This is a genomic window from Mycolicibacterium palauense (assembly GCF_002592005.1).
Lineage (GTDB): Bacteria > Actinomycetota > Actinomycetes > Mycobacteriales > Mycobacteriaceae > Mycobacterium > Mycobacterium palauense.
Genome location: NZ_NVQF01000091.1, coordinates 1 through 22042, shown reverse-complemented (window position 1 = coordinate 22042; position 22042 = coordinate 1). Strand labels below are relative to the sequence as shown.

General features: G+C 71.1%; 19 protein-coding genes. 4 read left to right on the top strand and 15 right to left on the bottom strand.

Features of this window, described 5'->3' with window-relative positions; genetic code table 11:
* The first annotated feature begins 129 nt into the window (after positions 1-129).
* The gene (locus CSR00_RS25185) at positions 130-528 is read left to right on the top strand and encodes an RDD family protein (RefSeq protein WP_099025136.1); all 399 of its coding nucleotides are present in this window, start codon (positions 130-132) and stop codon (positions 526-528) included.
* A 67-nt stretch (positions 529-595) separates the two neighbouring features.
* On the opposite strand, the gene CSR00_RS25180 is transcribed toward CSR00_RS25185, so the two are convergent.
* Both CSR00_RS25180 and CSR00_RS25175 read right to left on the bottom strand, forming a co-directional pair.
* Positions 596-1993, bottom strand: a complete 1398-nt coding sequence (locus tag CSR00_RS25180) for a GntP family permease (RefSeq protein WP_099025135.1) — start codon at positions 1991-1993, stop codon at positions 596-598.
* Entirely contained in the window at positions 1990-2505 is a 516-nt protein-coding gene (locus CSR00_RS25175) for a gluconokinase (RefSeq protein WP_099025134.1), read from the bottom strand. The genes CSR00_RS25180 and CSR00_RS25175 overlap by 4 nt, the downstream gene beginning before the upstream one ends.
* A gap of 189 nt (positions 2506-2694) precedes the next feature.
* Here CSR00_RS25175 and CSR00_RS25170 point away from each other — a divergent pair, with 189 nt between their 5' ends.
* Positions 2695-3396, top strand: coding sequence for a FadR/GntR family transcriptional regulator (locus tag CSR00_RS25170; RefSeq protein ID WP_099025140.1), 702 nt, complete (start codon positions 2695-2697; stop codon positions 3394-3396).
* A gap of 10 nt (positions 3397-3406) precedes the next feature.
* On the opposite strand, the gene CSR00_RS25165 is transcribed toward CSR00_RS25170, so the two are convergent.
* The 4 genes from CSR00_RS25165 to CSR00_RS25150 all read right to left on the bottom strand — a co-directional run bounded on the left by CSR00_RS25165 (position 3407) and on the right by CSR00_RS25150 (position 9699).
* Entirely contained in the window at positions 3407-3943 is a 537-nt protein-coding gene (locus CSR00_RS25165; protein WP_099025133.1) for a DUF4333 domain-containing protein, read from the bottom strand.
* A gap of 130 nt (positions 3944-4073) precedes the next feature.
* Positions 4074-6062, bottom strand: coding sequence for a DUF7064 domain-containing protein (locus tag CSR00_RS25160; RefSeq protein WP_099025132.1), 1989 nt, complete (start codon positions 6060-6062; stop codon positions 4074-4076).
* Positions 6063-6125: 63 nt separating this feature from the next.
* Positions 6126-8084, bottom strand: a complete 1959-nt coding sequence (locus tag CSR00_RS25155) for a primary-amine oxidase (RefSeq protein WP_099025131.1) — start codon at positions 8082-8084, stop codon at positions 6126-6128.
* Between the two features lie 100 nt (positions 8085-8184).
* Positions 8185-9699, bottom strand: coding sequence for a carboxylesterase/lipase family protein (locus CSR00_RS25150; protein WP_099025130.1), 1515 nt, complete (start codon positions 9697-9699; stop codon positions 8185-8187).
* Positions 9700-9846: 147 nt separating this feature from the next.
* Between CSR00_RS25150 and CSR00_RS25145 the strand changes: the two genes are divergently transcribed.
* A complete protein-coding gene (locus CSR00_RS25145) occupies positions 9847-10527 on the top strand; it encodes a hypothetical protein (protein ID WP_099025129.1) in 681 nt (226 codons plus the stop codon).
* Here CSR00_RS25145 and CSR00_RS25140 read toward each other — a convergent pair.
* Both CSR00_RS25140 and CSR00_RS25135 read right to left on the bottom strand, forming a co-directional pair.
* Positions 10524-11582 (bottom strand): CobW family GTP-binding protein, encoded by a 1059-nt coding sequence (locus CSR00_RS25140; RefSeq protein ID WP_099025128.1) that lies wholly within the window; start codon positions 11580-11582, stop codon positions 10524-10526. The genes CSR00_RS25145 and CSR00_RS25140 overlap by 4 nt on opposite strands.
* Positions 11582-11917, bottom strand: a complete 336-nt coding sequence (locus tag CSR00_RS25135; RefSeq protein ID WP_099025127.1) for a hypothetical protein — start codon at positions 11915-11917, stop codon at positions 11582-11584. The genes CSR00_RS25140 and CSR00_RS25135 overlap by 1 nt, the downstream gene beginning before the upstream one ends.
* 143 nt (positions 11918-12060) lie before the next feature.
* Between CSR00_RS25135 and CSR00_RS25130 the strand changes: the two genes are divergently transcribed.
* On the top strand, positions 12061-12405 hold the full coding sequence (locus CSR00_RS25130; protein ID WP_099025139.1) for an RNA polymerase-binding protein RbpA: 345 nt from the start codon (positions 12061-12063) through the stop codon (positions 12403-12405).
* 45 nt (positions 12406-12450) lie between these two features.
* On the opposite strand, the gene CSR00_RS25125 is transcribed toward CSR00_RS25130, so the two are convergent.
* From CSR00_RS25125 to cobN, 7 genes are all read right to left on the bottom strand, one after another.
* Positions 12451-13209 carry a polyprenol monophosphomannose synthase gene (locus tag CSR00_RS25125; protein ID WP_176562260.1) on the bottom strand — a complete coding sequence of 253 codons (759 nt, stop codon included), beginning with the start codon at positions 13207-13209 and terminating at the stop codon, positions 12451-12453.
* Positions 13199-15139 (bottom strand): apolipoprotein N-acyltransferase, encoded by a 1941-nt coding sequence (lnt, locus tag CSR00_RS25120; protein ID WP_099025125.1) that lies wholly within the window; start codon positions 15137-15139, stop codon positions 13199-13201. The genes CSR00_RS25125 and lnt overlap by 11 nt, the downstream gene beginning before the upstream one ends.
* A complete protein-coding gene (locus tag CSR00_RS25115) occupies positions 15132-16673 on the bottom strand; it encodes an amidohydrolase (RefSeq protein WP_099025138.1) in 1542 nt (513 codons plus the stop codon). Before CSR00_RS25115 ends, lnt begins: the two co-directional genes overlap by 8 nt.
* A 151-nt stretch (positions 16674-16824) precedes the next feature.
* Positions 16825-17376, bottom strand: a complete 552-nt coding sequence (locus tag CSR00_RS25110) for an FxsA family protein (RefSeq protein WP_099025124.1) — start codon at positions 17374-17376, stop codon at positions 16825-16827.
* A gap of 46 nt (positions 17377-17422) precedes the next feature.
* Complete coding sequence (locus tag CSR00_RS25105; RefSeq protein ID WP_099025123.1) at positions 17423-17830, bottom strand: PPOX class F420-dependent oxidoreductase; 408 nt, start codon at positions 17828-17830, stop codon at positions 17423-17425.
* Positions 17827-18210 (bottom strand): PPOX class F420-dependent oxidoreductase, encoded by a 384-nt coding sequence (locus tag CSR00_RS25100; protein WP_099025137.1) that lies wholly within the window; start codon positions 18208-18210, stop codon positions 17827-17829. The genes CSR00_RS25105 and CSR00_RS25100 overlap by 4 nt, the downstream gene beginning before the upstream one ends.
* A gap of 44 nt (positions 18211-18254) precedes the next feature.
* Entirely contained in the window at positions 18255-21890 is a 3636-nt protein-coding gene (gene cobN / locus CSR00_RS25095) for a cobaltochelatase subunit CobN (protein ID WP_099025122.1), read from the bottom strand.
* Between the last annotated feature and the right edge of the window lie 152 nt (positions 21891-22042).

The window sequence follows — 22042 nt, the reverse complement described above, 5'->3', positions numbered from 1 at the left end:
AGATGTGTATAAGAGACCCGTTCCCCCCAGTACGGCGCCCCGCAATACGGCGCCCCGCAATACGGCTACGGTCAACCCTCGGGATACCCCCCGCCTCAGCACGGCCACCAGGAGCCCGGCGGTCTCGGGGTGCGCTTCCTGGCCCGCTTCATCGACGGCCTCATCATCGGGGTGGTGTCCTTCCTGCTCACCCTCGCCTTCGGCGCGGAGAGCAATATTCTTGTGACAGGCCTTTTCTCGGGTCTGCTCACCTTCATCTACTTCGTCGCCTTCGAGGTGACGCAGGGCTGGACCCCGGCCAAGAAGATGCTGGGGCTCTCGGTGCACGGGCCCGGCGGAGCGGCCAAGCCGGACCTCAAGCAGTCGGCGATCCGCAACGCCTTCACCCTGCTCTCGATCATCCCCTACCTGGGCGGACTGCTGGCGATCATCGCCTACGTCGTCATCGCGGTGACGATCAACTCCAGCCCCACCAAGCAGGGCAAGCACGACGAACTCGCCGGCGGCACCCAGGTCGTCAAGGGCTGATCCCCCGAACGCACACGATTCGGGCCCCCGCCGCGGCGGGGGCCCGAATTGCGTGCGACGGGCCCGATCAGATGACGAGCCCCAGCAGCAACACCACCAGCAGACCGACCACCGAGAGCACGGTCTCCATGATCGACCACGTCTTGATGGTCTGTCCGACGCTGAGCCGGAAGTACTGGTTCACCAACCAGAATCCCGCGTCGTTGACGTGGGAGAAGAACAGCGAACCCGCCCCGACCGCCAGCACGACCAGCGACACCTGAGCCGGGCTCAGCCCATCCAGGAGCCCCAGCACCAGCGACGACGCGGTGATGGTGGCCACCGTGGCCGAGCCCGTCGCCAGGCGGATCAGCACGGCCAGCACCCAGGCAAGCACGATCACCGAGATGTTGGCGCCCTCGGCCCACCGCGCCAGCAGTGTCCCGATACCGCTGTCGACGAGAACCTGCTTGAAGCCGCCGCCTGCGGCAACGATCAGGATGATGCCGGCCACCGGAGGCAGGCCGGACTCGACGCATTTCATGATCGCGTCGCGTCCCATTCCCGCGCCCCGCCCGAGGGTGACCATGCCGACGATCACCGCAAGCAGCAGTGCCACCAGCGGAGTGCCCAGCACATCGAAAACCCTTCGCAGCCAATTGTTCTGGTCGTCGACGAAGATCTCGACCAGAGCCTTGCCCATCATCAGGACCACCGGCAGCAGCACCGAGAACAGCGTGGTGCCAAAGGAGGGCCGCCGGGTCCCGCTCTCATCGCCGGGCCGGTCGGCGTCGAAGGTGTCCGGCGCGCCGACCACCACCCACTTGCCCGCCAGCCGACCGAACAGCGGGCCCGCCACCACGATGGTCGGGACGGCCACGAGCACACCGAGGGCCAGTGTGATGCCGAGGTCGGCGTTCATCAGCGCGATGGCGGCCAGCGGGCCGGGATGCGGTGGGACGAACCCGTGCATGGCGGACAAACCGGCCAGCGCCGGGATGCCCACGGTGATCAGCGACAGCTGCGAGCGGCGGGCCACCAGGTAGATCACCGGCATCAGCAGCACCAACCCGATTTCGAAGAACATCGGAAGCCCGATGATCGCCCCGACCAGGGCCATCGCCCAGGGCAGCATCCGCGGCGAGGCGTGGCCGACGATGGTGTCGACGATCTCGTCGGCTCCCCCCGAATCGGCCAGCAGCTTGGCGAACATCGCCCCGAGCGCGATCAGGATGCCGACGCCGGCCGCGGTGCTGCCGAATCCGCTGGAAAACGAGTCCAGAACCGTCGCGAGGTCCTCACCGGCGACCGCACCCACCGCGGCCGCACCGAAGATCAGGGCCAGGAAGGGGTGCAGGTTCACCAGGGTGATCAGCACGACGATCACCGCGATACCGGCCAGGAACGCCAGGATCAGTCGCGGGCCCGAGGCGACCGGTTCGGTGAGTTCGGCCCCCTCGGCCAGCCAGATGATCGCGTTGTTCATTCGTGCTCCCGTCCGGTCTGCGAAACGTAGTTGTCCACAATGGAATCGATGCTCGCGTTGACGTCGATCGTCGCGCCGCGCTCGTCGTCCCCCAACGGCTCGAGGGTGTCGAACTGCGAGGCCAGCAGGGACGCCGGCATGAAATGGCCCGGGCGGCTGGCCTGCCGCCGGGCGATCACCTCGGGGGAACCGGCCAGGTGCAGAAACTCGACTCGGGGGCAATGGCTGCGCAGCTGCTCGCGGTAACTGCGTTTGAGTGCCGAGCAGCTCATCACCCCGCCGTCGGCATGGGCGGCCAACCACCGCCCGATGGCGTCCAGCCAGGGACGACGGTCCTCGTCATCGAGCGGGTGCCCGGCGCTCATCTTGGCGATGTTGGCCTCCGGGTGAAAGTCGTCGGCGTCGCCGAAGGGCACCCGCAGCCGCTGCGCCAGCGCCGCCCCGACGGTGGACTTGCCGGAGCCGGACACTCCCATGACGACGATCGGTGAACTGACGATCGGTGAATTCATGTCCCCTGCCTTGCGCCTGTGTTCCTCATCACGGACAGTGCACTAATAGTCTGCTTTTTGCAACACTTTGACAAAAATCATCAGATTTATGTCGGGGCGGGCATGTTATGACACGATCTGACGGTGACCGAGTACCCAAACGTTGGGGTTACGCACTCCGGCCGTCTCGATGGCCGTCTCGATGGCCGTCTGAAAGGCCTTCTCGACGGCCTTCTCGACGCTCTCGGCACCGCCATCGTGTCCGGCCGGCTGGCCGCCGGCCACGTCCTGACGCTGGACTGGGTCTGCTCGGAGCACGGGGTTTCACGCAGCGTGGCCCGTGAGGCCGTCCGGGTGCTCGAGTCGATGGGGATGGTCGCCTCCCGGCGCCGGGTCGGGATCACCATCCAGCCGGCCACGAGCTGGCACGTGTTCGATCCCAGTCTCATCCGATGGCGGCTGGACGCCGGCGACCGGGCCGCGCAGCTACTGTCGCTGTCGGAGCTGCGCCGCGGGTTCGAGCCGGCGGCCGCGGCGCTGGCGGCCCGGCGCGCCGATCCCCACCAGTGCCGGATCATGGCCGCCGCCGTCTCGGACATGATGGTGCACGGCCGCACCGGCGACCTGGACGCCTACCTGATGGCCGACAAGGTCTTTCACCGCACCCTGCTGGAGGCCAGCGGCAACGAGATGTTCCGCGCGCTCAATGGCGTGGTGGCCGAGGTGCTGACCGGGCGCACCGAGCACGGCATGATGCCCGAGAAGCCCAACGTCGCCGCGATCGAGTTGCACGACGAGGTGGCGCGGGCGATCCGGGCCGGCGACGAAACGGCGGCCGAACGTGCGATGCGCGCGATCATCGACGAGGCCGCCCAGGCCGTCAGCACGGACGGAGCGACGGAATCGGACTGAACCGGGCGCCTCAGCCGCGGGTGAGCCCGATGTTCATCGTCAGTCCGTCGACCTTGGTCACCGTGACGGTGCCGGCCACCGCGTCGCCGGCGATCACGATCGCGCAGCGCACCGTGTTGCCCTGCTCACCCTCCAGACCGGAGTCGCAGGTCACCGAATCGACGGCGAGGCCGCTGTTCTCGGCCAACAGGTTCTCCACGGACTTCTCGACCTGGGACTGGGACAACGCCGGGGTCATCTCGTAGCGCACCGTGCTTCCGGTCACCTCGGTGACCGTGACGATCGGTTCGAAGGCCTCGGCGTCATCGAGGGAGCCGTCGGGGGAGTCGCCGAGCACCACCTCGCAGCGGGTGGTCTTGCCGACCACCCCCTGCAGGTCGTCGCGGCAGGTCACCGATCGCGGGGTACGTCCGGCCCGATCGAACTTCGTGGCGATGTCCTTCTGGAGCTCCGCCCTGCCCACCGTGGGCGGTGGCGTTCCACCACCGCAGCCGACCACGGTCAGCAGCACCAACGCCGAGGACGCGGCACACCCCGCAGATCGCATCCGCCCTCCCGGCACCGTCGCACACTTTCCCACGCCACTTCCCCGCCACCGACGCCCAACCGCGGGGACCCGGCCGCCGCGCAGCCTGCGGCCAGGGCAAGATAGCACCCGATCCGGACGGTCACGAGGATCAGCGGTTACGGTTCCACTCCATCCAGCCGCACCCGGTGCGACCGTCGGCCAGGCGCACCTGCACCCAGGCGCGGGGAAACTCGGCCACCCGCCCGTCCGCGGCGCGCAACGCCACCGGCGCATGACCGACGATCTGCACCTCGGCGCGCAGCCCGCCGGGCTCGAGCTCGAGCTGCGCGCCGGTCGGCAGGCCGTTGTCGGCGAAGCGCTCCCGGGAGACCACCGTGGTCAGCTCCACCAGGCCGGCCCCCGGGTGCTGGTCATAGCCCACGCTCATCGACGGCAACCCCGGGATCCGCACCTCGACGCCGTGCAGATGCGTCCCGTCGTCCAGGTGCAGGGCGCTCCACGCCCAGTCCATGGCCCACCAGTCCCGAGGCGCCCACGAGTGGTCCCGCTGGCCCGGCACCGTGTCGACGGCGACGGTGTGCCCGTCGACGGTCACCGTGCCCGAAACCGTGCAGGCGATCTCGTAGCGGGTGGTGATCCGGTACTGGTAAGGCACCGCGACGGTCGTCCACACCAGGTCCATCTCCACCTCGACCGGCCGCCCGGGCTCCCCGCGCAGCACCGCCGACGGATCGTCGTGGGCCTCGCCGCGGCCCCGGGCGGTCACCCGGTAGCTCCGCAGGGGCTCGATGACGCTGTGGGCCAGTTCCATCCGGTCGGTGGCGACGCGATACGGGTCGGCCGGGGTGGGCACCTCGAAGTCGAGCAGTGCCACGGTGGGCCGGCCGGGACCGCACAGCAGCACGTTGATCCAGGCGTGGCGTTCGTTGGGATACAGGCCCAGCCGCACCCAGCCGCCGAGGTCGTGGTCGGCATCGGAGAAGTCGAAGTACCAGCTCTCGTTCCACAGCGCCTCGTCGGTGGGCGGGTGGGCCAGCTCGTCGCCGGGCTGCGGGAGCGGCGGAGGATCGGAGTGCGGGGCGGGACTGGCGAGCACCTCCAGTGCGCCGGTGTCCAGCACGTGGGTGCAGTGGCGCTCCAGCATGGTCAGAAACATCCGGTCGCCCCGCTCGGTGCGTTCCACCAGCATCGAGGACACGATCACCATCATCACCCCGGCGAAGGACTGCCGGCGCACGCCGTCGCGGACCTCGTCGAGGGTCAGCGCCGCCGAGGGCCCCAGCTCGTCGTGGTAGGCGCGCAGCAGCCGCTCGTGCAGCTCGCGCCGCGCCTCGACGGGCAGCGCACAGCCCAGGAAATAGGACAGATCGGTCATCGCCGGACCCCAGCCGACGGTCTGCCAGTCCACCACCGTCAGCGGTCGCACCGTGTCGGCGGTGCCGAAGAGCATGTTGTCCAGCCGGAAGTCCCCGTGTACCAGCCCGTGCGGCTCGCGGGCCGCCTCGGCGGCCAGGTAGTCGTCGAACCCGGCGATCAGCCGCTCGCAGACCGCGCGCTGCTCGTCGGTCATCATCGGGCCGTAGCGGTCGGCGAAGGCCTGATAGAGCTGTGCGATCAGGGCCCCGTTGATGGGGGCCTCGCGGTTGAGCCAGTCCGACTCGGCCAGGCCGGCGTCGCCCAGCAGCGGGCCCTGCATGCAGGCGAGCTGGCGAACCGCCAGCTCCGCCTGTTCGGCACTGGCCCCGGCGATCTCGTCTCCGGTCACCGCCGGGTGGGCGTCGTCGAGCAGCAGGTCGAACACGCCGGTCCCGGGGTCGAACGCGGCGTGGTGGCAGGTGGCCACGGGTCCGGCCAGCCGCGGGGCGATGTCGGTGTAGAACCGGACCTCGCGCTCGTAGAGTCCCAGCGCCAGCCCGGTCTGCCGGCTGGTGGGATCGCCGGCGGCCACCTTGAGCACCACCGATGGCGGGCCCGCGGCGCCGTCCTCGTACGCGAGGGTCACCCGGTAGCATTCGCTCATCTGGCCGGTGCCGATCCGCTGGTAGTCGAAGTCGGTCACCGGGCCCGTGTGCAGGACGGTGGCCAGCCACTCCGCGGTCAGGTCGGACGGGCGTTCGATCGCGGTGTCGGTGCGCACGCGACCAACCTAGGCCAGAGCCCCGCACCGCAGGGGCGTTTCGCGCGGATCTGTTGACGGGTGTCAAGCCGAGTCGCGGTGACACCCGCCCGGGGGTGCCGGGGCGACGTCGAGGGCCGGGTTGCGGTCGAAGAAACCGAACGGTTTGAGCCAGAACGAGACCACGTCGACCGGCATGATCGGCCACTCCTCCGGACGGGTGATGTGGTGGATGCCGAAGACGTACCACAGCACGACGTCGGTGTTCTCGATCGGCCGGTTCTGCCGCGTCCAGACGCCCAGGCCGGTGTCCGACTCCGACTGGTTGACGAATTCGCCGGCCGGCCAACGCTCGTCGGGATGCTCAGGCGTGACCCACAGGGTGTGCCCGATCACCGTCGCCCGCTGCAGGATCGGCGAGTCGGGGTGGAACATCGCCGGGAAAGCCCCGCCGGGCACCAGCTTGTAGGCCGGGTGGGTGCCCAGCCCGTTGACGACGTTGGTGTTGACCACCTTCCACGCCCGCTGAGTCGCGAAGTTCATGTCCTGCATGCCTTCGTGTTCGCTGCGCAGGGGGTGGTGGCGCTGCACCAAGGACAGACCGTAGGGGTTGTCCGGGCCCATCGGTTCGGCGTGGGATTCGGTCATGTAGACGGTGTTGTCGGTGCCGTCGATGTCCAGGTCGAGCCGGGCCACCAGGAAATGCTGGTGAAACGGCGCATAGGTGCGCTCGTCGACCAGCGTGCCGTTGGGATGCGGCTGCCCCTCCGGCAGCGGTGTGGTGACCATGATGCCGGTGGCCCGGATCTCGCACTCGATGTTGCCGTCCTGGTAGAAGCGCCAGTAGACCAGGTATTCGTAGTTGGCGACGGTCACGTGCGTGGACACCGTCAACCGGCGCATCCGGCGCACCTCGGCCCCGGTGTCGTGGTCGACGTGCTTCCACAACACCGCGTTGTCCTCCTCGTGGATGCACACGGCATTGCGGATGGTGTACGGCTCACCCCGGCTGTTGTGCAGCGTCGCGTCGAGGTAGCGGATCTCCCCGAGGCAGTCGCAGCCCAGTTCCAGCGAGGTCGTCATGAAACCCAGGCCCCACTCACCGATGTCGAATGCGGTGCGCCGGTAGTGATCGGCCGACGGATCCCGGTAGGGCACCATCATCTCCGCCAGCGACATCCGGTGGGCGATCGAGCGTTCCCGTTCTCCGTCGCGGAATCGCACGGTGTGCAGCGTCATCCCCTCGCGGTGGTTGAAACCCACCCGCAGGCTCCAGTTCTGCCAGCGCAGCAGGTTGCCCTCCAGGGTGAACGAGGGTCCGTCGGGCTGGGTGATCTCCAACGGGGTCAGCGGATCACGGCGCCAGCCCGACCGGATCCGTTCCGGGATGTGGCGCGGGACGTACTCGCCCATCACCGAGGGCCGCCGGGCGCCCTCGGCGAACGGTCCGGAGTCCTCGACCCGCAACAGTTCCATCGCGTTGAGATCGACGACGCAGTGCAGACCGCTGACCGGGTTGGCGTAGTGGTTGGCGCCGGGTTCGTTCTTCAGCCAGGTGTCCGACCAGCCCAGGCGCCGGTCGCGGTATTCCGGCGGGGCCACGGCCTGGCCGTAGGTCCAGGTGTCCATGAACACCAGGTCCATGTCGGTGATGCCGCGGTGGGCCAGCGCCGCGATCACGTCGGGGTGGCTGCGCAGCATCCGGTCGCATTCCTCGAACTCGTCGACGGTGAAATTCGGCTGCACACCCGGCACGTGTTCGAACGATTCGAGATGGTCCTCATCCAGCGACACCACACACTTGTAAGTCGCGTTGTGGGCGCGCTCCAGGCACAGCGCGGCCGCCTTGCGGGGTGGACGCGCGCCACCGTCCTCGAAGTCGGCCAGGGCGGCCTTGTCCGGCTCGACCATCTCGACGGCGGTGATGCGCCAGCCGTCACCCACCCCGCGCTCGCGCGCCAGAACGGCGGCCACGGCACCGAACTCGGCAGCCGAGAGCGGATCCAGCGGGTGATCGGGCAGCGGGGCCGTGCGGTGGCTCATCGCTACATCCTGGGCCGACGGCGCGCGTCGCGGGGCCCGAATGAGCGCGAATCGCAGTCACGCGGGCGCCCCCGGGCCGGCTCGGCCGCCGAATGCGGGCTCAGCGCGCCAGTGAAAACCCTTCCCAGGCGGTGCGGCGCCTGGGGTCGGGGTCGAATTCCACCCGGGACCGGCGGTCGAACACCATCACCGCCCGGTCGCGGGCGTCGTAGGCCGGCCAGTGCTCGCCGGGCGCGCCCGTCGCGCTGAAGGAACGCCAGCGGCGCTGGATGTCCTTGCTGACCCGGATCGCCGACCACCGGTCTCCGGCCGCGGTCAGCATGGCGCCCAGCCGGGTGCGGTACAGGTCGAAGACCGCCAGCAGCTCGGTGGCGTGGGTGGCGCCCAGTCCCGACCAGTGCAGGGTGCGGGGCGCGTAGTCGTAGCGGTACAGGTAGGTGGGGGCGTGCGCGCTGTGCGCCTCGGCAAGCTGCCAGGCCGCCGAACTGAATGCGAAATCGCCGCTGAGCCGGATGCGGGCCGAGGCCGACGGATAGTCGGGGTAGGCGGCGGTGATCCGGTCGCGGACCTCCTGGCCGGCGGCCGAGAGCAGCGCCTCGATCTTGGGTTCGGTGGTCGGCAGCAGTCTGAGGAACCGGGTGAACAGCCGGGCCTCCTCGGCGTTGGTGCCCACGATCATCGGCACCGGGTGGGCCCGGCCGTGGCGCATCGCCTCCAGGGGGTCGACGGGCAGCATCTCGTCGCCGTAGGAGGGCCCGCAGACGAAGGCCCCCAACAGTTCCCGGGATCCGTGGTCGATGAGCTCGTCGAGTGCGTCGACCAGTTGGGGCACCGGGGCCCGCATCAGCGTCCGGGCGGCGTCGGCGCGGCGGGCGCCGAGAATGCCGGCGAACCGCTCGGCGATGTGGGCGGCCGTGTCCTGCGAGCGCACCATGCCCGCGGCGGGGCTTTCGGAGATCACCCGGTGGAACAGCCCGTCGGCGGCCGGCACCCCGAGCAGGGTGGCCACCGCGTGGGCCCCGGCGCTCTCCCCGAACACGGTGACGTTGCCGGGGTCGCCGCCGAAGGCGCCGATATTGTCGCGGATCCACTGCAGGGCCATCACCAGATCGCGCAGGAACAGATTGGACTCGATCGGGGTGTCCGGTGCCGCCAGCGACGACAGCTCCAGGCAGCCCAGTGCGCCCAGCCGGTAGTTGACCGACACGTAGATGCAGCCGCGTCGGGCCAGGGCCGCGCCGTCGTAGACCGGGGTGGCCGAGCTGCCCAGCATGTAGGCCCCGCCGTGCACGAACACCATCACCGGCAGCGGCGCGTCGTCGCGCTCGGCGGCGTCCCGGGGGGCGACGACGTTGAGCGTCAGGCAGTCCTCGCTCATCGGCTGGTAGCGGCCGATCCCGGTGAGGGTGTAGCGGCGCTGCTGGGGGGCGCAGTGGGCGAACGCGTGGCAGTGCCGCACGCCCGGCCACGGCTCCGGGGGGCGCGGCGCGCGGAAGCGCAGCGGGCCCACCGGTGGGCGCGCGTAGGGGATGGAGCGCCAGCGGTTGACGCCGTCCCGGGTGAAGCCCTCGACGATGCCGGTGCCGATCCTCACCCGAACCGTGTGCTCGTGCATCCCCCGACGGTAACCAATATCGCCGGTGTGCCACGGGCGATCCCGGCTCCGACACGGCCCTTCCCGTGCGCGGGCACGGATCGGTGCGCACCCGATGGATGGTGCGCACCCGAAACGCTGCGCGCCGGCCTCGGTACGGTGGCGTGCATGCGGATAGCTCTGCCCCTCGCCGCGGTGCTCCTGGTGGCGGGATGCTCGCAGGCCGGCGACGACTCGTCCGGGCCGATCTCGCCGATCGCGCCGTCCACGGGCACCGGCGCCGGGCAGACCCCCGGCACGAGCACCGCCACGAGCACCGCACCGCCGGCGGACGGGGCGCCGATGTCCGCGGTGATCGCCTGGGTGGAGGGCGGGCGTACCGCCGACCCGGGCGGGTTTCACCGCGTGCAGCACGACGGGGTCGGCACCGACCTGCCCGACGACGTCGCCTTCGTCACGCCGTCGGGCAAGACGAAGTGCATGACCGGCGCCACCAACGACAGCGCGGTGCTGTCCTGCCTGGTCGATCTGGCCGATCCCCCGCCGGAACCGCCCGACATCTACGGCGAGTGGGTCGGTGACTGGGTGGACTTCGGAGGCACGACGCTCACGGTCGGCGCGGTGCACGGCGATCCCGGCGGGTTCAGTTCCGGCACCGGCGCCCGGCTCGACGACGGTTCGGCGCTGCGTTTCGGCGACTTTCAGTGCCGCGCCGACCCCATCGGGCTGATCTGCGTCAACTACGCCCATCAGAGCGCGGTCCGGCTCGGCCCGTCGGGCGTGCAACCGTTCGGATGCCTGGCCAAGGTGGACCCGCCCGCGGGGATCGGCCGCAAGTACAGCTGCTAGCGGTAGCGCTGCAGCCGCCGCAACGCCGCGGGTGTCGGCAGGCCCGGGTGGGGGCGCAGAGCCGCCGCCATGGCCGCACGGACCTGCGCGGTGTCCAGATGCATGCCGATGGCCACCAGAGTGTTCTCCGGAGCGCCTGCCGCCGTTCTCGAGGGCGCGGGCGCGACGTGCACGGCGGTCCCGACCACGTTGACGACGTAGCGGCGGGGCCCGCCGCGGTGCCGGACCGACACGACGCCCTTGAGCCGGTACACGCCGGCCGGTGGGGACTCCAGCAGCGCCACCAGCGCCTCCGGATCGACGGTGCCGTCACCGGTGCCGTCACCAGTGACATCGCCGGTGACCGTGACCGCGTCGGCGTGGACGTGGTCGTGATCGTCGGCGTGCGCGCCGGCCGGCGCCTCGGCGGCCAGTTCGGTGAGCAGGTCCCGAAACGAGAGCTGGCCGGGTTCGGCGCCGTCGGTGGCCACGTCGTAGAGCAGCAGCGGGTCGACGCGCGCGCCGACGGCGCCGACCACCTGAACGCGCGGGTTGGTCCGGGCCACCCGGTCCCGGATGCGCTCCAGCGTGTCCCCGGGCGTGTCCACGCGGTCCAGCTTGTTAACCACCACCAGTGAGGCCGCACGGTAGCGGGCCGGTGGCACGGCGTCGCGGTCGACGGTGTCGAAGTGGGTCTCGGCGTCGATGACGTCGACGACCCCGCCGGCGCGTACCCCGGGCACCTCGCAGAACCCGATCATCCGAGCGATCGCGACCGGATCGGCCAGCCCGCTGGCCTCGACGATGATCGCGTCCAGGCGCAGCCCCGGGTCGGCGAGGCGGGCCAGGGCGGCGTCGAGTTCACCGTCCTCGGAGACGCAGCAGATGCAGCCACCGGCGATCGAGACCGGCTCGTCGATCTGCCCGGTCACCAGCCCGGCGTCGACGTTGACGTCCCCGAAGTCGTTGACGACCACGCCGATCCGCGACCCGGGCGCGGTCAGCACGTGGTTGAGCAGACTGGTCTTACCCGCGCCCAGGTGACCGGTCAGGGCGATGACGGGAAGCGAGCCCACTACCGCCAGCCGTCGGCGGCCTCGGCGGCACGCATCAGCGCGGCGCACAGCTGACGCAGCTCGGGACCCTCGGCGCCCTCGTCCACGGCGGTGGCGACGTCCTCGGCCGCGCAGCGCACCTGGTAGACCCGGTCGGAGAGCTGGGCCGCCTCCTCGGCCGAGAGGACCACCGCGTCGGCGGGCACCGAGGTGCCCTTGACCAGCACGCGTTGCTCATAGGCACGCTGACGACAGGACTGGCTGCAGTACTGGCGGCGCCGGCCCAGCCCGGAGTCGACCAGACTCAGATCCCGCCCGCACCACCGGCACGACTGTGGGCGATCACGACGGCTCACGCTGCTCGACTTTAGACGGCGTTTGGCCGTACCCCCGGCATCCCCGGTATCGTGGAGAACTGCGTCGCGTTGACCCGGGAACTTCACCGACTCCCGTCGCGTTGATTAACCCGGACCATTTGCGCTGTAGAGGAGTGTTGACGATGGCTGATCGCGTCCTGAGGGGCAGCCGGCTCGGAGCCGTGAGCTACGAGACCGACCGGAACCACGACCTCGCGCCACGTCAGATCGCCCGGTACCGCACCGACAACGGTGAGGAATTCGACGTTCCCTTCGCCGACGACGCGGAGATCCCGGGCACCTGGCTGTGCCGCAACGGCATGGAAGGCACCCTCGTCGAGGGCGACCTGCCGGAGCCGAAGAAGGTCAAGCCGCCGCGTACCCACTGGGACATGCTGCTGGAGCGGCGTTCGGTCGAGGAGCTCGAGGAGCTGCTCAAGGAGCGCCTGGACATCATCAAGACCCGCCGCCGCGGCAGCGGCAGCTGACGTTTCGCACCCGACGACCGCCGGACGCACCCGCTCCGGCGGTCGTTACGTGTATTGGGCGCCGCGGGCGCGGTCCAGGCGCCCGTCGATCCCCCACTGGGCCACCTTGACCATGGCCTCGCGGATGTTGGATCCGCTCATCTTGGACACACCCAGTTCCCGCTCGGTGAAGGTGATGGGTACCTCCACGACGGTGAACCCGTTGTTGATGGTGCGCCAGGTCAGATCGATCTGGAAGCAGTACCCCTTGGAGTCGACGGCGTCGAGGTCCAGCTTCTCCAGCACCTCGGCGCGATAGGCGCGGTAGCCCGCGGTGATGTCGTGGATGTCGACACCGAGCAACACCCGCGAATAGGTGTTGGCGGTCTTCGAGAGCACCATGCGCCGCCGCGGCCAGTTCTTGACCGTCCCACCCGGCACGTAGCGCGAGCCGATCGCCAGGTCCGCCCCCTCCTCGATCGCGTCGAGCAGCCGGTGCAGCTGCTCGGGGGCATGGCTGCCGTCGGCGTCCATCTCCACCAGCACCGCATACTGACGGCTGAGCCCCCACTCGAACCCGGCCAGATACGCCGCGCCGAGGCCGTCCTTGGCGGTGCGGTGCATGACGTGGACCCGGTCGGGGTCGGCCAGCGCCAGCTCGTCGGCCAGCTCCCCGGTCCCGTCGGGGCTTCCGTCGTCAACGATCAGGACGTGGACATCGGGGCGGGCGGCATGCACCCGCCCGACGATGATCGGGAGGTTGTCGATCTCGTTGTAGGTCGGAATGATCACCAGGGTGCGCTGGCTGGCGCGCTCACTGGCCATGGGACTCCTCGGTGGTCGGCGTCGGACCGCCACGGGGCGCATCCGATTCTGTCGTCGGCCCGCTGCTGTCGGTCTTCGGCTGGTGCCGGCGGCGACGAGTCGGACGCATGAACCCCCCATTGTGCCTGATGGCTACTGAGAATCCGCAAAGAACCGCCAAGAAACCGATACCTACCAGCACATACTGTGTCAGCGGGCCCCATTGGGTGGCCGGCGTCACGGTGGTCTTCAACCGGATCTGGGCGTCGAGGTAGGCCGGCTCGAAGAACGCGGTGCGGGCCAGTTCGCGACCGTCGGGGGCGATCACCGCGCTGATCCCCGTGGTGCCGGCCACCACCACGTACCGGTCGTGTTCGATGGCACGCGCCCGGGCGAAGGCCAGCAGCTGTTCGCTCATCGTCTCGTCGAACGTGGCGTTGTTGGTGGGCACGGCCAGCATCTGCGCGCCGTTGCGCACGGCGTTGCGTGCGGCCCGGTCGAAGATCACCTCCCAGCAGGTGGTGACCCCGATCGGCACGCCGGCCGCGTGCACCACCCCGCTGCCCACCCCGGGCACGAAGTAGCCCGCGCGCTCGGCGTAGGACGAGAAGTGCGAGAAGAAGCCCCGCCACGGCAGGTACTCGCCGAAGGGCTGCACGATCTGCTTGTCGTGACGCTCCCCCGGCCCGGTGACGGGGTCCCAGACGATCACGGTGTTCGTGGAGGTGGGGTTGTCGGGGCTCCAGTTCGGGCCGGCGACCACACCCCCCACCAGGATCGGGGCCCCGATCGCCTCGGCGGCGGCGCTGATCTGCTCGCGGGCGTCGGGGTTGGCCAGCGGGTCGATGTCCGAGGAGTTCTCCGGCCAGATGACGAACTGCGGCTGCGGGGCGCGGCCGTCACGCACGGCCTGGGCCAGCCGTTCGGTCTCCGCGACGTGGTTGTCGAGGACCGCGCGGCGCTGCGCGTTGAAGTCCAGACCCAACCGGGGCACGTTCCCCTGGACCGCGGCCACGGTGACCGCCGGGCTGTCCCCGGATCCCGCGCCCGCACGGCGCACCTGCGGGTAGGCCAGGACGGTGGCCAGCAGCACCACCACGATGCACAAGCCGGGCAACACCACCGCCGGGGGCACCTCGGCTGCGCGGACGCGGTCACGACGCCACCAGGCCACGACCTCCACCACGAGGGCCGCCAGGCCGGTCCCGGCCAGCACGACGGCGAACGACACCAGCGGGACCCCGCCGAACCGGGCCAACGGGATCAGCGGCCCGGTGGTCTGACCGAATCCGACGATGCCCCACGGGAACCCGCCGAACGGGACGGTGGCCTTGACCCATTCCTGGGCGACCCACGCCGCGGCGAACCAGACCGGCCAGCCCGGCAACACCCGGATCAGCACCGCCATCACGCCGAACAGACCCGGGTACAGCGCGCACACCGCGGACAGGCCCAGCCACGGCCCGGCGCCCACGAAACTGCCCACCCAGGGCAGCAGCGGCAGGTAGAAGGCCAGCCCGAACAGGTAGCCGTAGCCGAACCCACCGGCGACGGTCGTCTGCTCGCGGATCAGGACCACGGTCAGGGCCGCCAGCGCCGGCACCGCCGCCCACCACCAGTTCAGCGGCGCGAAGCTGGCGTAGAGCAGCAACCCGCCGGCGATCGCCAACGTGAGCCGCTCCGCGCGGGGCAGCAGCCAGGCCAGCACCCGCCGACCGGCCCTGCGGAGCCGGCCGGGTCCCCGCGGTGCGGCGGTGTCCTCCCCCGCAGTGACCTCGCCCGCAGTGTCCTCTCCCGCGGTGTCCTCGCTCGCGGTGCCCTCGCCCGCAGTGTCCCCGCTCGCGGTGTCCCCGCCCGCGGTGCCCTCTCCCGCGGTGTCCTCGTCGGTGGTGTCCCCGCTCGCGGCGGGCTCGTCGCCGTCCCGCGGGGTCTGCGGCCGCAGGTCATCCATCGGCGCCGCCGAAGATCGTCACGCCGCCATGCACGGTCTGCCGGCACGTGGGCAGCGGCGCGTCGGGGCCCAGGCGCGGCAGGGCGGGCACCCGTGAGCGTGGGTCGGTGGACCAGCGCTGCACGGTGTCCGCCGGGGCGGCCACCTCCAGCTCGCCGGTGTCCCAGACGGCGTAGGAGGCCGGAGCGCCGGGCACCAGGGTCCCGGTGACGCCGTCGCGCACTCCCCCGGCCCGCCACGCCCCGCGGGTGGCCGCGGCGAAGGCCGCGCGCGCCGAGATGGCGCTGCCCGGGGTCCGGTGACGGCTGGCCGCACGCACCGCGTTCCAGGGGTCCATGCAGGTCACCGGGGTGTCTGAGCCGAACGCGAGGGGCACGCCTTGGGATGCTAACAGCGCAAACGGATTGAGTTCCCGAGCTCGCTGACCCCCGAGACGGGCCGCGTACATCCCGTCGTCGCCGCCCCACAGCGCGTCGAAGCCGGGCTGCATGCTCGCGATCACCCCGCAGGCGCCCAACTGGGCCGCCTGCTCGGCGCCGACCATCTCCACGTGTTCGAGCCGGTGCCCGCAGCGCGCCACCGCCGGGGCACCGAACTCCTCGACCAGCCTGGCCAGGGCATCGGCGACCGTGCTCACCGCGGCGTCGCCGATGACGTGGAACCCCGCGGTGATTCCCGCCTCGGTGCAGGCCCGCAGGTGACCGAGGACCGCGTCGGGCTCCAGGTGTGCGGTGCCGCAGCTGTGCGGAGCATCGTCGTAGGGGGCGCTGAGCCACGCGGTGTGGGAGCCCAGCGAGCCGTCGACGAACAGATCCCCGGCCAGCCCGCGGGCACCGGTGGCGTCGACGAGGGCGCGGGCCTCGGCCGCGGTCCGCACCGCCTCACCCCAGTAGCCGCTGACCTGCACACCGTGCGGCGTCGCCCGCAGCTCCTGCCAGTCACCGAGCCCGCCGATGTCCGGGCCGGCGCATTCGTGCACCGCGACGATCCCGGCCGCCGCGGCGGCGTCGAGGGCGGCGACCCGCGCGGCGGCCCGCTGCCCGTCGTCCAGCAGTTCTCGGGCCGCCGCCCGGACCGCGTGGTGCGCCGCACCGGTCAGCGCGCCCCGCGCGTCGAATCCCTCGGCGTCCGCCAGGCCCGCCACCCGCTGCCGCAGGGCCGTGGTGGCGACCGCGGAGTGCACGTCGACGCGGGCCAGGTAGGCCGGACGATTCCCGAGCACCTCGTCCAGCTCGGCGGTGCTCGGCGGCCCGTCGGGCCACATCGCGTCATCCCAGCCGTGGCCCCACACGAGCACCCCGGGATAGCCGGCGGCGTGCGCCGCGATCATGCGCAGGCATTCGGCCGAACTGGTCGCGGGCCGTAGGTCCAGGCCGACGAGATTGAGCCCGGTGGCGGTCACGTGCACATGACTGTCGACGAAGGCGGGCGTGACGAACCGGCCCTCGAGGTCGATCACCTCGGCCTCGGGGAACTGGTCACGGCCGACGGCGTCTCCGCCCAGCCAGGCGACCACGTCGCCGCGCACCGCCATCGCGGTGGCATCGGGGTGCGTCGGGCTGTGGATGCGCCCATTGACCAACAACTTGACCAACCGCGTCGTCACGGACGATGAACCTACGCCGCGAGGCTGGGAGGGGCCCAGCCGAGGTGACGGGGAGCCGTCCCGGGCGCCCGGCCCCCGATCAGTTTCCGGGCCGGTGCGGGGGAAGGGGGCGCGGCGCCGGATCGGGGCCGGTGGAAGGGCCCGCAGGGCCCGCGGACGGACCAGAGCCGGGTCCGTCGACGTCGACGACGTCGATCACCTCACCGTCGATGAAGTCCCGGCCCGCCGTGGCACGGGTGGTCACGAACGTCACCCCGCCGCCGGCCATCCGCCCGGCCAGGCTGGGTGCCGCGACGAATCCGGCCAGTGGGCGCATCGCGGCCCTGGTCGGCGGCGCCAGCATGAGCAGGCCGGCCACACTGCTGACCAGCCCGGGAATGAACACCAGGACGCTGCCCAGTGCCACCAGCGCGCTGTCGGTGACCGCGGCCTGGGGGTCGGCGGCGCCCCGGCGCAGACCGTCCTGCAGGCGGGCCAGTTGCCGCCGGAGCTGCGCCCCGGCCACCGCCACACCCAGCGCGAACGCACCCACCAGCAGCAGTACCGTCCAGCCGAAACCGAGGGTGGCGGTGAGCGCGACGATGACCGCCATCTCGACGATGACGTAGATCAGGAAGAGTCGCACTGCCATAGTCTGCCAACGATCGGGCCACCCGCGCAGTTCCGCGGGCCGGGCCTCACGGTGCCGGCGACACCTCGATGGCCGCGTGCACCTTGTCGATTCCGCCGCGCAGCAACGAGTGCGGAACGAACCACCACGCGTGCCACCAGTACCGCCTGACGACGGCGTCGTAGACCCGCCGGGTCTCCGAGGCGGGCAGCATCCGCGCGACGGCCTCGACGGGCTCGCCCTTGGGTTTGCCCAGCACACCGCACTCGGCGAGGGTCACCCGCGGGGTGTTGCGGATGCGCTTGGTCTTCCACGAGCCGTCGTCGGTGATGATCAGCAACGTGCCGTCCTGCGGGACACCCCACACCGCGGTCGGCTTGGCCCGGCCGTCCTTGGTGAAGGTGGTCAGCAACAGATATCTCGACTTGGCGACCTCGCCGAACGACGGGCTTCGGGGCGTCCCGGGATCGCTCACGGTGCCGCCGTCAGTTCGAGCGCGACGTTGTTCTTGAGGCCACCGCGCAGCCTGGAAAAGAAGAAGAACACCTTGCCGAGAATTCCGTACCGGTCGCGGACGGCCTGATAGGCCTCCTCGGTCCGGGAGGGGTCCAGCACCGTGGCCACGGCCTCGACGGCCTCGCTCTTGGGCCGGCCGCGCATATCGCACTTGGCGATGGTCACCCGCGGGGTGTTGCGGATCCGCTTGACCTTCCACGACTCGCCCTCGGTGATGACCAGGAGGCCATCGCCGGCCTGCGCCGCCCAGATCGGGGTCGGCTTGGGCCGACCGTCCTTGGTGAAGGTGGTCAGCAGGATGTACTCGGAACCGGCAACGTCGGCGAAAGTCAGGGTCATGCTGACAAGGTAGCGCCTGCGGCGCACCCGCTCAGCCCTCCAGATCAGCCCTCCAGATCCCCCTCGGTCTCCAGCAGCACCTGGCGCAGATCGGCCAGCGTCTGCGGCTCGGGCTGGGCCCACATTCCCCGCTCGGCGGCCTCCAGCAGCCGCTCGGCCATGCCGTGCAGGGCCCACGGATTGGACTCGGTCATGAACTTGCGGTTCTCGCCGTCGAGCACGTAGCTCTGGGTCAGCTGTTCATACATCCAGTCGGACATCACGTGTGCGGTGGCGTCGTAGCCGAACAGGTAGTCGACGGTGGCCGCCATCTCGAAGGCGCCCTTGTAGCCGTGCCGGCGCATCGCGCTCATCCAGCGGGGGTTGACCACCCGGGCCCGGAACACCCGGGTGGTCTCCTCGTTGAGCGTGCGGGTGCGCACCGCGTCGGGCCGGGTGTTGTCGCCGATGTAGGCCGCCGGGTCCTTCCCGGTCAGCGCCCGCACGGTGGCGACCATCCCGCCGTGGTACTGGAAGTAGTCGTCGGAGTCGGCGATGTCGTGCTCGCGGGTGTCGGTGTTCTTGGCGGCCACGGCGATGCGGCGGTAGGCCCGCTGCATCTCCTCGGAGGCGGGCCTGCCGTCGAGGCCGCGGCCGTAGGCGAAGCCGCCCCAGGCGGTGTACACCTGCGCCAGGTCGGCGTCGTCGCGCCAGTTACGGCTGTCGATCAGCTGCAGCAGCCCCGCTCCGTAGGTGCCGGGCCTGGACCCGAAGATCCTGGTGGTCCCGCGCCGCCGGTCGCCGTGATCGGCGACGTCGACGCGGGCATGGGCGGCCACGAAGTTGGACTCGTCGGGTTCGTCGAGGCCGGCGACCAGCTGCACCGCGTCGTCGAGCATGGTCACCACGTGCGGGAAGGCGTCCCGGAAGAACCCGGAGATGCGCACGGTGACGTCGATGCGCGGACGGTTCAACTCCGCCAGGTCGATGGCCTCCAGGTCCACGACCCGCCGCGAGGCGTCGTCCCAGACCGGTCGCACGCCCAGCAGCGCCAGCACCTCGGCGATGTCGTCACCGGAGGTGCGCATCGCCGAGGTCCCCCACACCGACAAGCCCACCGATTCCGGCCACCGCCCGTAGTCCTGGCGGTACCGCGCCAGCAGCGAATCGGCCATCGCCACCCCGGTCTCCCAGGCCAGCCGCGACGGCACGGCCTTGGGGTCCACCGAATAGAAGTTGCGTCCGGTGGGCAGCACGTTGACCAGACCCCGCAGCGGCGATCCGGAGGGGCCGGCGGCGATGAATCCGCCCTCCAGGGCCCGCAACACCTGGTCGATCTCGGCGCCCGTCCCGGCCAGCCGGGGTACCACCTCGGTGGCCGCGAATCGCAGCACCGCGGCCACCTGCGGGTCACCGGTGAGTCCGTCGACGGCCGCGGGGTCCCAGCCCGCCGCCTGCAGGGCCGCGACCAGCTCGCGCGCGCGGGCCTCGGCGTCGTCGACCCGGGCCCGCTCGTCGCTGCCGTCCTCGGCCAGCCCCAGCGCCTCACGCAGGCCGGGCACCGACTGCTCACCGCCGAAGAGCTGACGGGCCCGCAGGATCGCCAGCACCAGATCGAGTTCGCCCTCGCCGGCCGGGGTCTGGGCCAGCACGTGCAGCCCGTCGCGGATCTGGACGTCCTTGATCTCGCACAACCAGCCGTCGACGTGCAACAGCATGTCGTCGAAGGAGTCCTCGTCGGGGCGGTCGGTCAGTCCCAGATCGTGGTCCATCTTGGCCGCGCGCATCAGCGTCCAGATCTGCTGACGGATCGCGGGCAGCTTGCCGGGGTCCAGCGCGGCGACGTTGGCGTGCTCGTCGAGCAGCTGCTCCAGCCGGGCGATGTCGCCGTAGGTCTCGGCGCGGGCCATCGGCGGGATCAGGTGGTCGACGAGCACGGCGTGCGCGCGCCGCTTGGCCTGGGTGCCCTCGCCGGGATCGTTGACCAGGAACGGGTAGATCAGTGGCAGGTTGCCCAGGGCCGCGTCGGGTCCACACGCCGCCGACATCCCCAGCGTCTTGCCGGGCAGCCACTCCAGGTTGCCGTGCTTGCCCAGGTGCACGACGGCGTCGGCGCCGAAGGAGTTGGGGAAGGAGTCGTCGAGCCAGCGGTAGGCGGCCAGGTAGTGGTGACTCGGCGGCAGGTCGGGGTCGTGGTAGATCGCCACCGGGTTCTCCCCGAATCCGCGCGGCGGCTGCACCACGATCACCAGGTTGCCCGAGCGCATCGCCGCGATGACGATCTCCCCGTCGGGGTCACGGCTGCGGTCGACGAACAGCTCACCGGGCGGCGGACCCCAGTGCTCGACGACCGCGTCGGCCAGCTCGGCGGGCAGCGTGGCGAACCAGGCGCGGTAGTCCGCGGCCGACACCCGGATCGGGTTGGCCTCGAACTGCTCGGAGGTCGACCACTCGGGGTCCTGCCCGCCCCGCTCGATCAGGGCGTGGATCAGGGCGTCGCCGTCCTGGGCGTCCACCCCCGGCACGTCGCCGATGTCGCCGATGTCGTAGCCGGCGTCGCGCATCGCGCGCAGCAGCGCCACGGCGCTGGCCGGGGTGTCCAGGCCCACCGCGTTGCCGATGCGGGCGTGTTTGGTCGGGTAGGCCGAGAAGACCAGCGCCACCTTCTTCTCGGCGGGGGCCACGGCCCGCAACCGCGCGTGGCGCACCGCCAGGCCGGCCACCCGGGCGCACCGCTCGGGATCGGCGACGTAGCTGATCAGCCCGTCCTGGTCGATCTCCTTGAACGAGAACGGCACGGTGATGATGCGACCGTCGAACTCCGGCACGGCCACCTGGGTGGCCACGTCCAGTGGGGACAGCCCGTCGTCGTTGCCGGCCCACTGCTCGCGGGGCCCGGTCAGACACAACCCCTGCAGGATCGGGACGTCGAGCTGGGCGAGGTGTTCGACGTTCCAGGTGTCGTCCTCCCCACCGGCGCCGGCCGCCGCGGGACGGGCGCCGCCGGCGGCCAGCACCGTCACGATCATCGCGTCGGCGCCCCGCAGGGTGTCCAGGAGTTCGGGTTCGGCGGTGCGCAGCGACGCGCAGTACAGCGGCAGCGGGCGGCCCCCGGCCCGCTCGATCGCCGCACACAGGGTCTCGATGTAGGCGGTGTTGCCGGCCAGCTGCTGCGCCCGGTAGTAGAGCACGGCCACCGTCGGCCCCTCGGTGGCTGTGTCCGTACCGGTGCCGGTCTCGGCGCGCACCAGCGGACCCCAGTTCGGCAGTGCGGCCGGCGGGGCGAAACCGAAGCCGGTCATCAGCAGGGTGTCCGACAGGAACGCGTGCAGATTGGCCAGGTTCTGCGTGCCCCCCTGCGCGAGGTAGACGTGGGTCTGTACGGCGATTCCGGCGGGCACGGTCGAGCGCTCCATCAGCTCGGCGTCGGGGGTCTGCTCACCGCTGACCAGCACCGTCGGCAGGCCGTGCGCCAGCACCGCGTCGATACCGTCCTCCCAGGCCCGGTAGCCGCCCAGGATGCGGATCACGACGGCGTCGGCGCCGTCCAGCAGCCCGGGCAGATCGTCGAGCAGCAGCCGCGCCGGGTTGGCCCACCGGTATCCGCCGCCGCTGGCCCGCGCGGTGATCAGGTCGGTGTCCGAGGTCGACAGCAGCAGGACGGTCGGTGACCCGGAAGGTGACGGGGAAGATGCAACCACCCGCTATTCGTACCGCACCGGAGGCCGCGCGAGTGGACTCGGTGCCGGCGGACCCGGCCATAAGGGGGGGAACCGGGACGGGCGGCGCGCAGCGGCCGGGACCAGCGGGTGGGGATGAGTCGGCCGGGCTCTCGTGGGTGGGCTCTAGTGGG

Coding starts and splice junctions, on each gene's coding strand:
- CSR00_RS25180 (WP_099025135.1), bottom strand. CDS start 1,993: ATGAACAACGCGATCATCTGGCTGGCCGAGGGGGCCGAACTCACCGAA.
- CSR00_RS25175 (WP_099025134.1), bottom strand. CDS start 2,505: ATGAATTCACCGATCGTCAGTTCACCGATCGTCGTCATGGGAGTGTCC.
- CSR00_RS25165 (WP_099025133.1), bottom strand. CDS start 3,943: ATGCGATCTGCGGGGTGTGCCGCGTCCTCGGCGTTGGTGCTGCTGACC.
- CSR00_RS25155 (WP_099025131.1), bottom strand. CDS start 8,084: ATGAGCCACCGCACGGCCCCGCTGCCCGATCACCCGCTGGATCCGCTC.
- CSR00_RS25150 (WP_099025130.1), bottom strand. CDS start 9,699: ATGCACGAGCACACGGTTCGGGTGAGGATCGGCACCGGCATCGTCGAG.
- CSR00_RS25145 (WP_099025129.1), top strand. CDS start 9,847: ATGCGGATAGCTCTGCCCCTCGCCGCGGTGCTCCTGGTGGCGGGATGC.
- CSR00_RS25130 (WP_099025139.1), top strand. CDS start 12,061: ATGGCTGATCGCGTCCTGAGGGGCAGCCGGCTCGGAGCCGTGAGCTAC.
- CSR00_RS25125 (WP_176562260.1), bottom strand. CDS start 13,209: ATGGCCAGTGAGCGCGCCAGCCAGCGCACCCTGGTGATCATTCCGACC.
- lnt (WP_099025125.1), bottom strand. CDS start 15,139: ATGGATGACCTGCGGCCGCAGACCCCGCGGGACGGCGACGAGCCCGCC.
- CSR00_RS25115 (WP_099025138.1), bottom strand. CDS start 16,673: ATGGCGGTGCGCGGCGACGTGGTCGCCTGGCTGGGCGGAGACGCCGTC.
- CSR00_RS25110 (WP_099025124.1), bottom strand. CDS start 17,376: ATGGCAGTGCGACTCTTCCTGATCTACGTCATCGTCGAGATGGCGGTC.
- CSR00_RS25100 (WP_099025137.1), bottom strand. CDS start 18,210: ATGACCCTGACTTTCGCCGACGTTGCCGGTTCCGAGTACATCCTGCTG.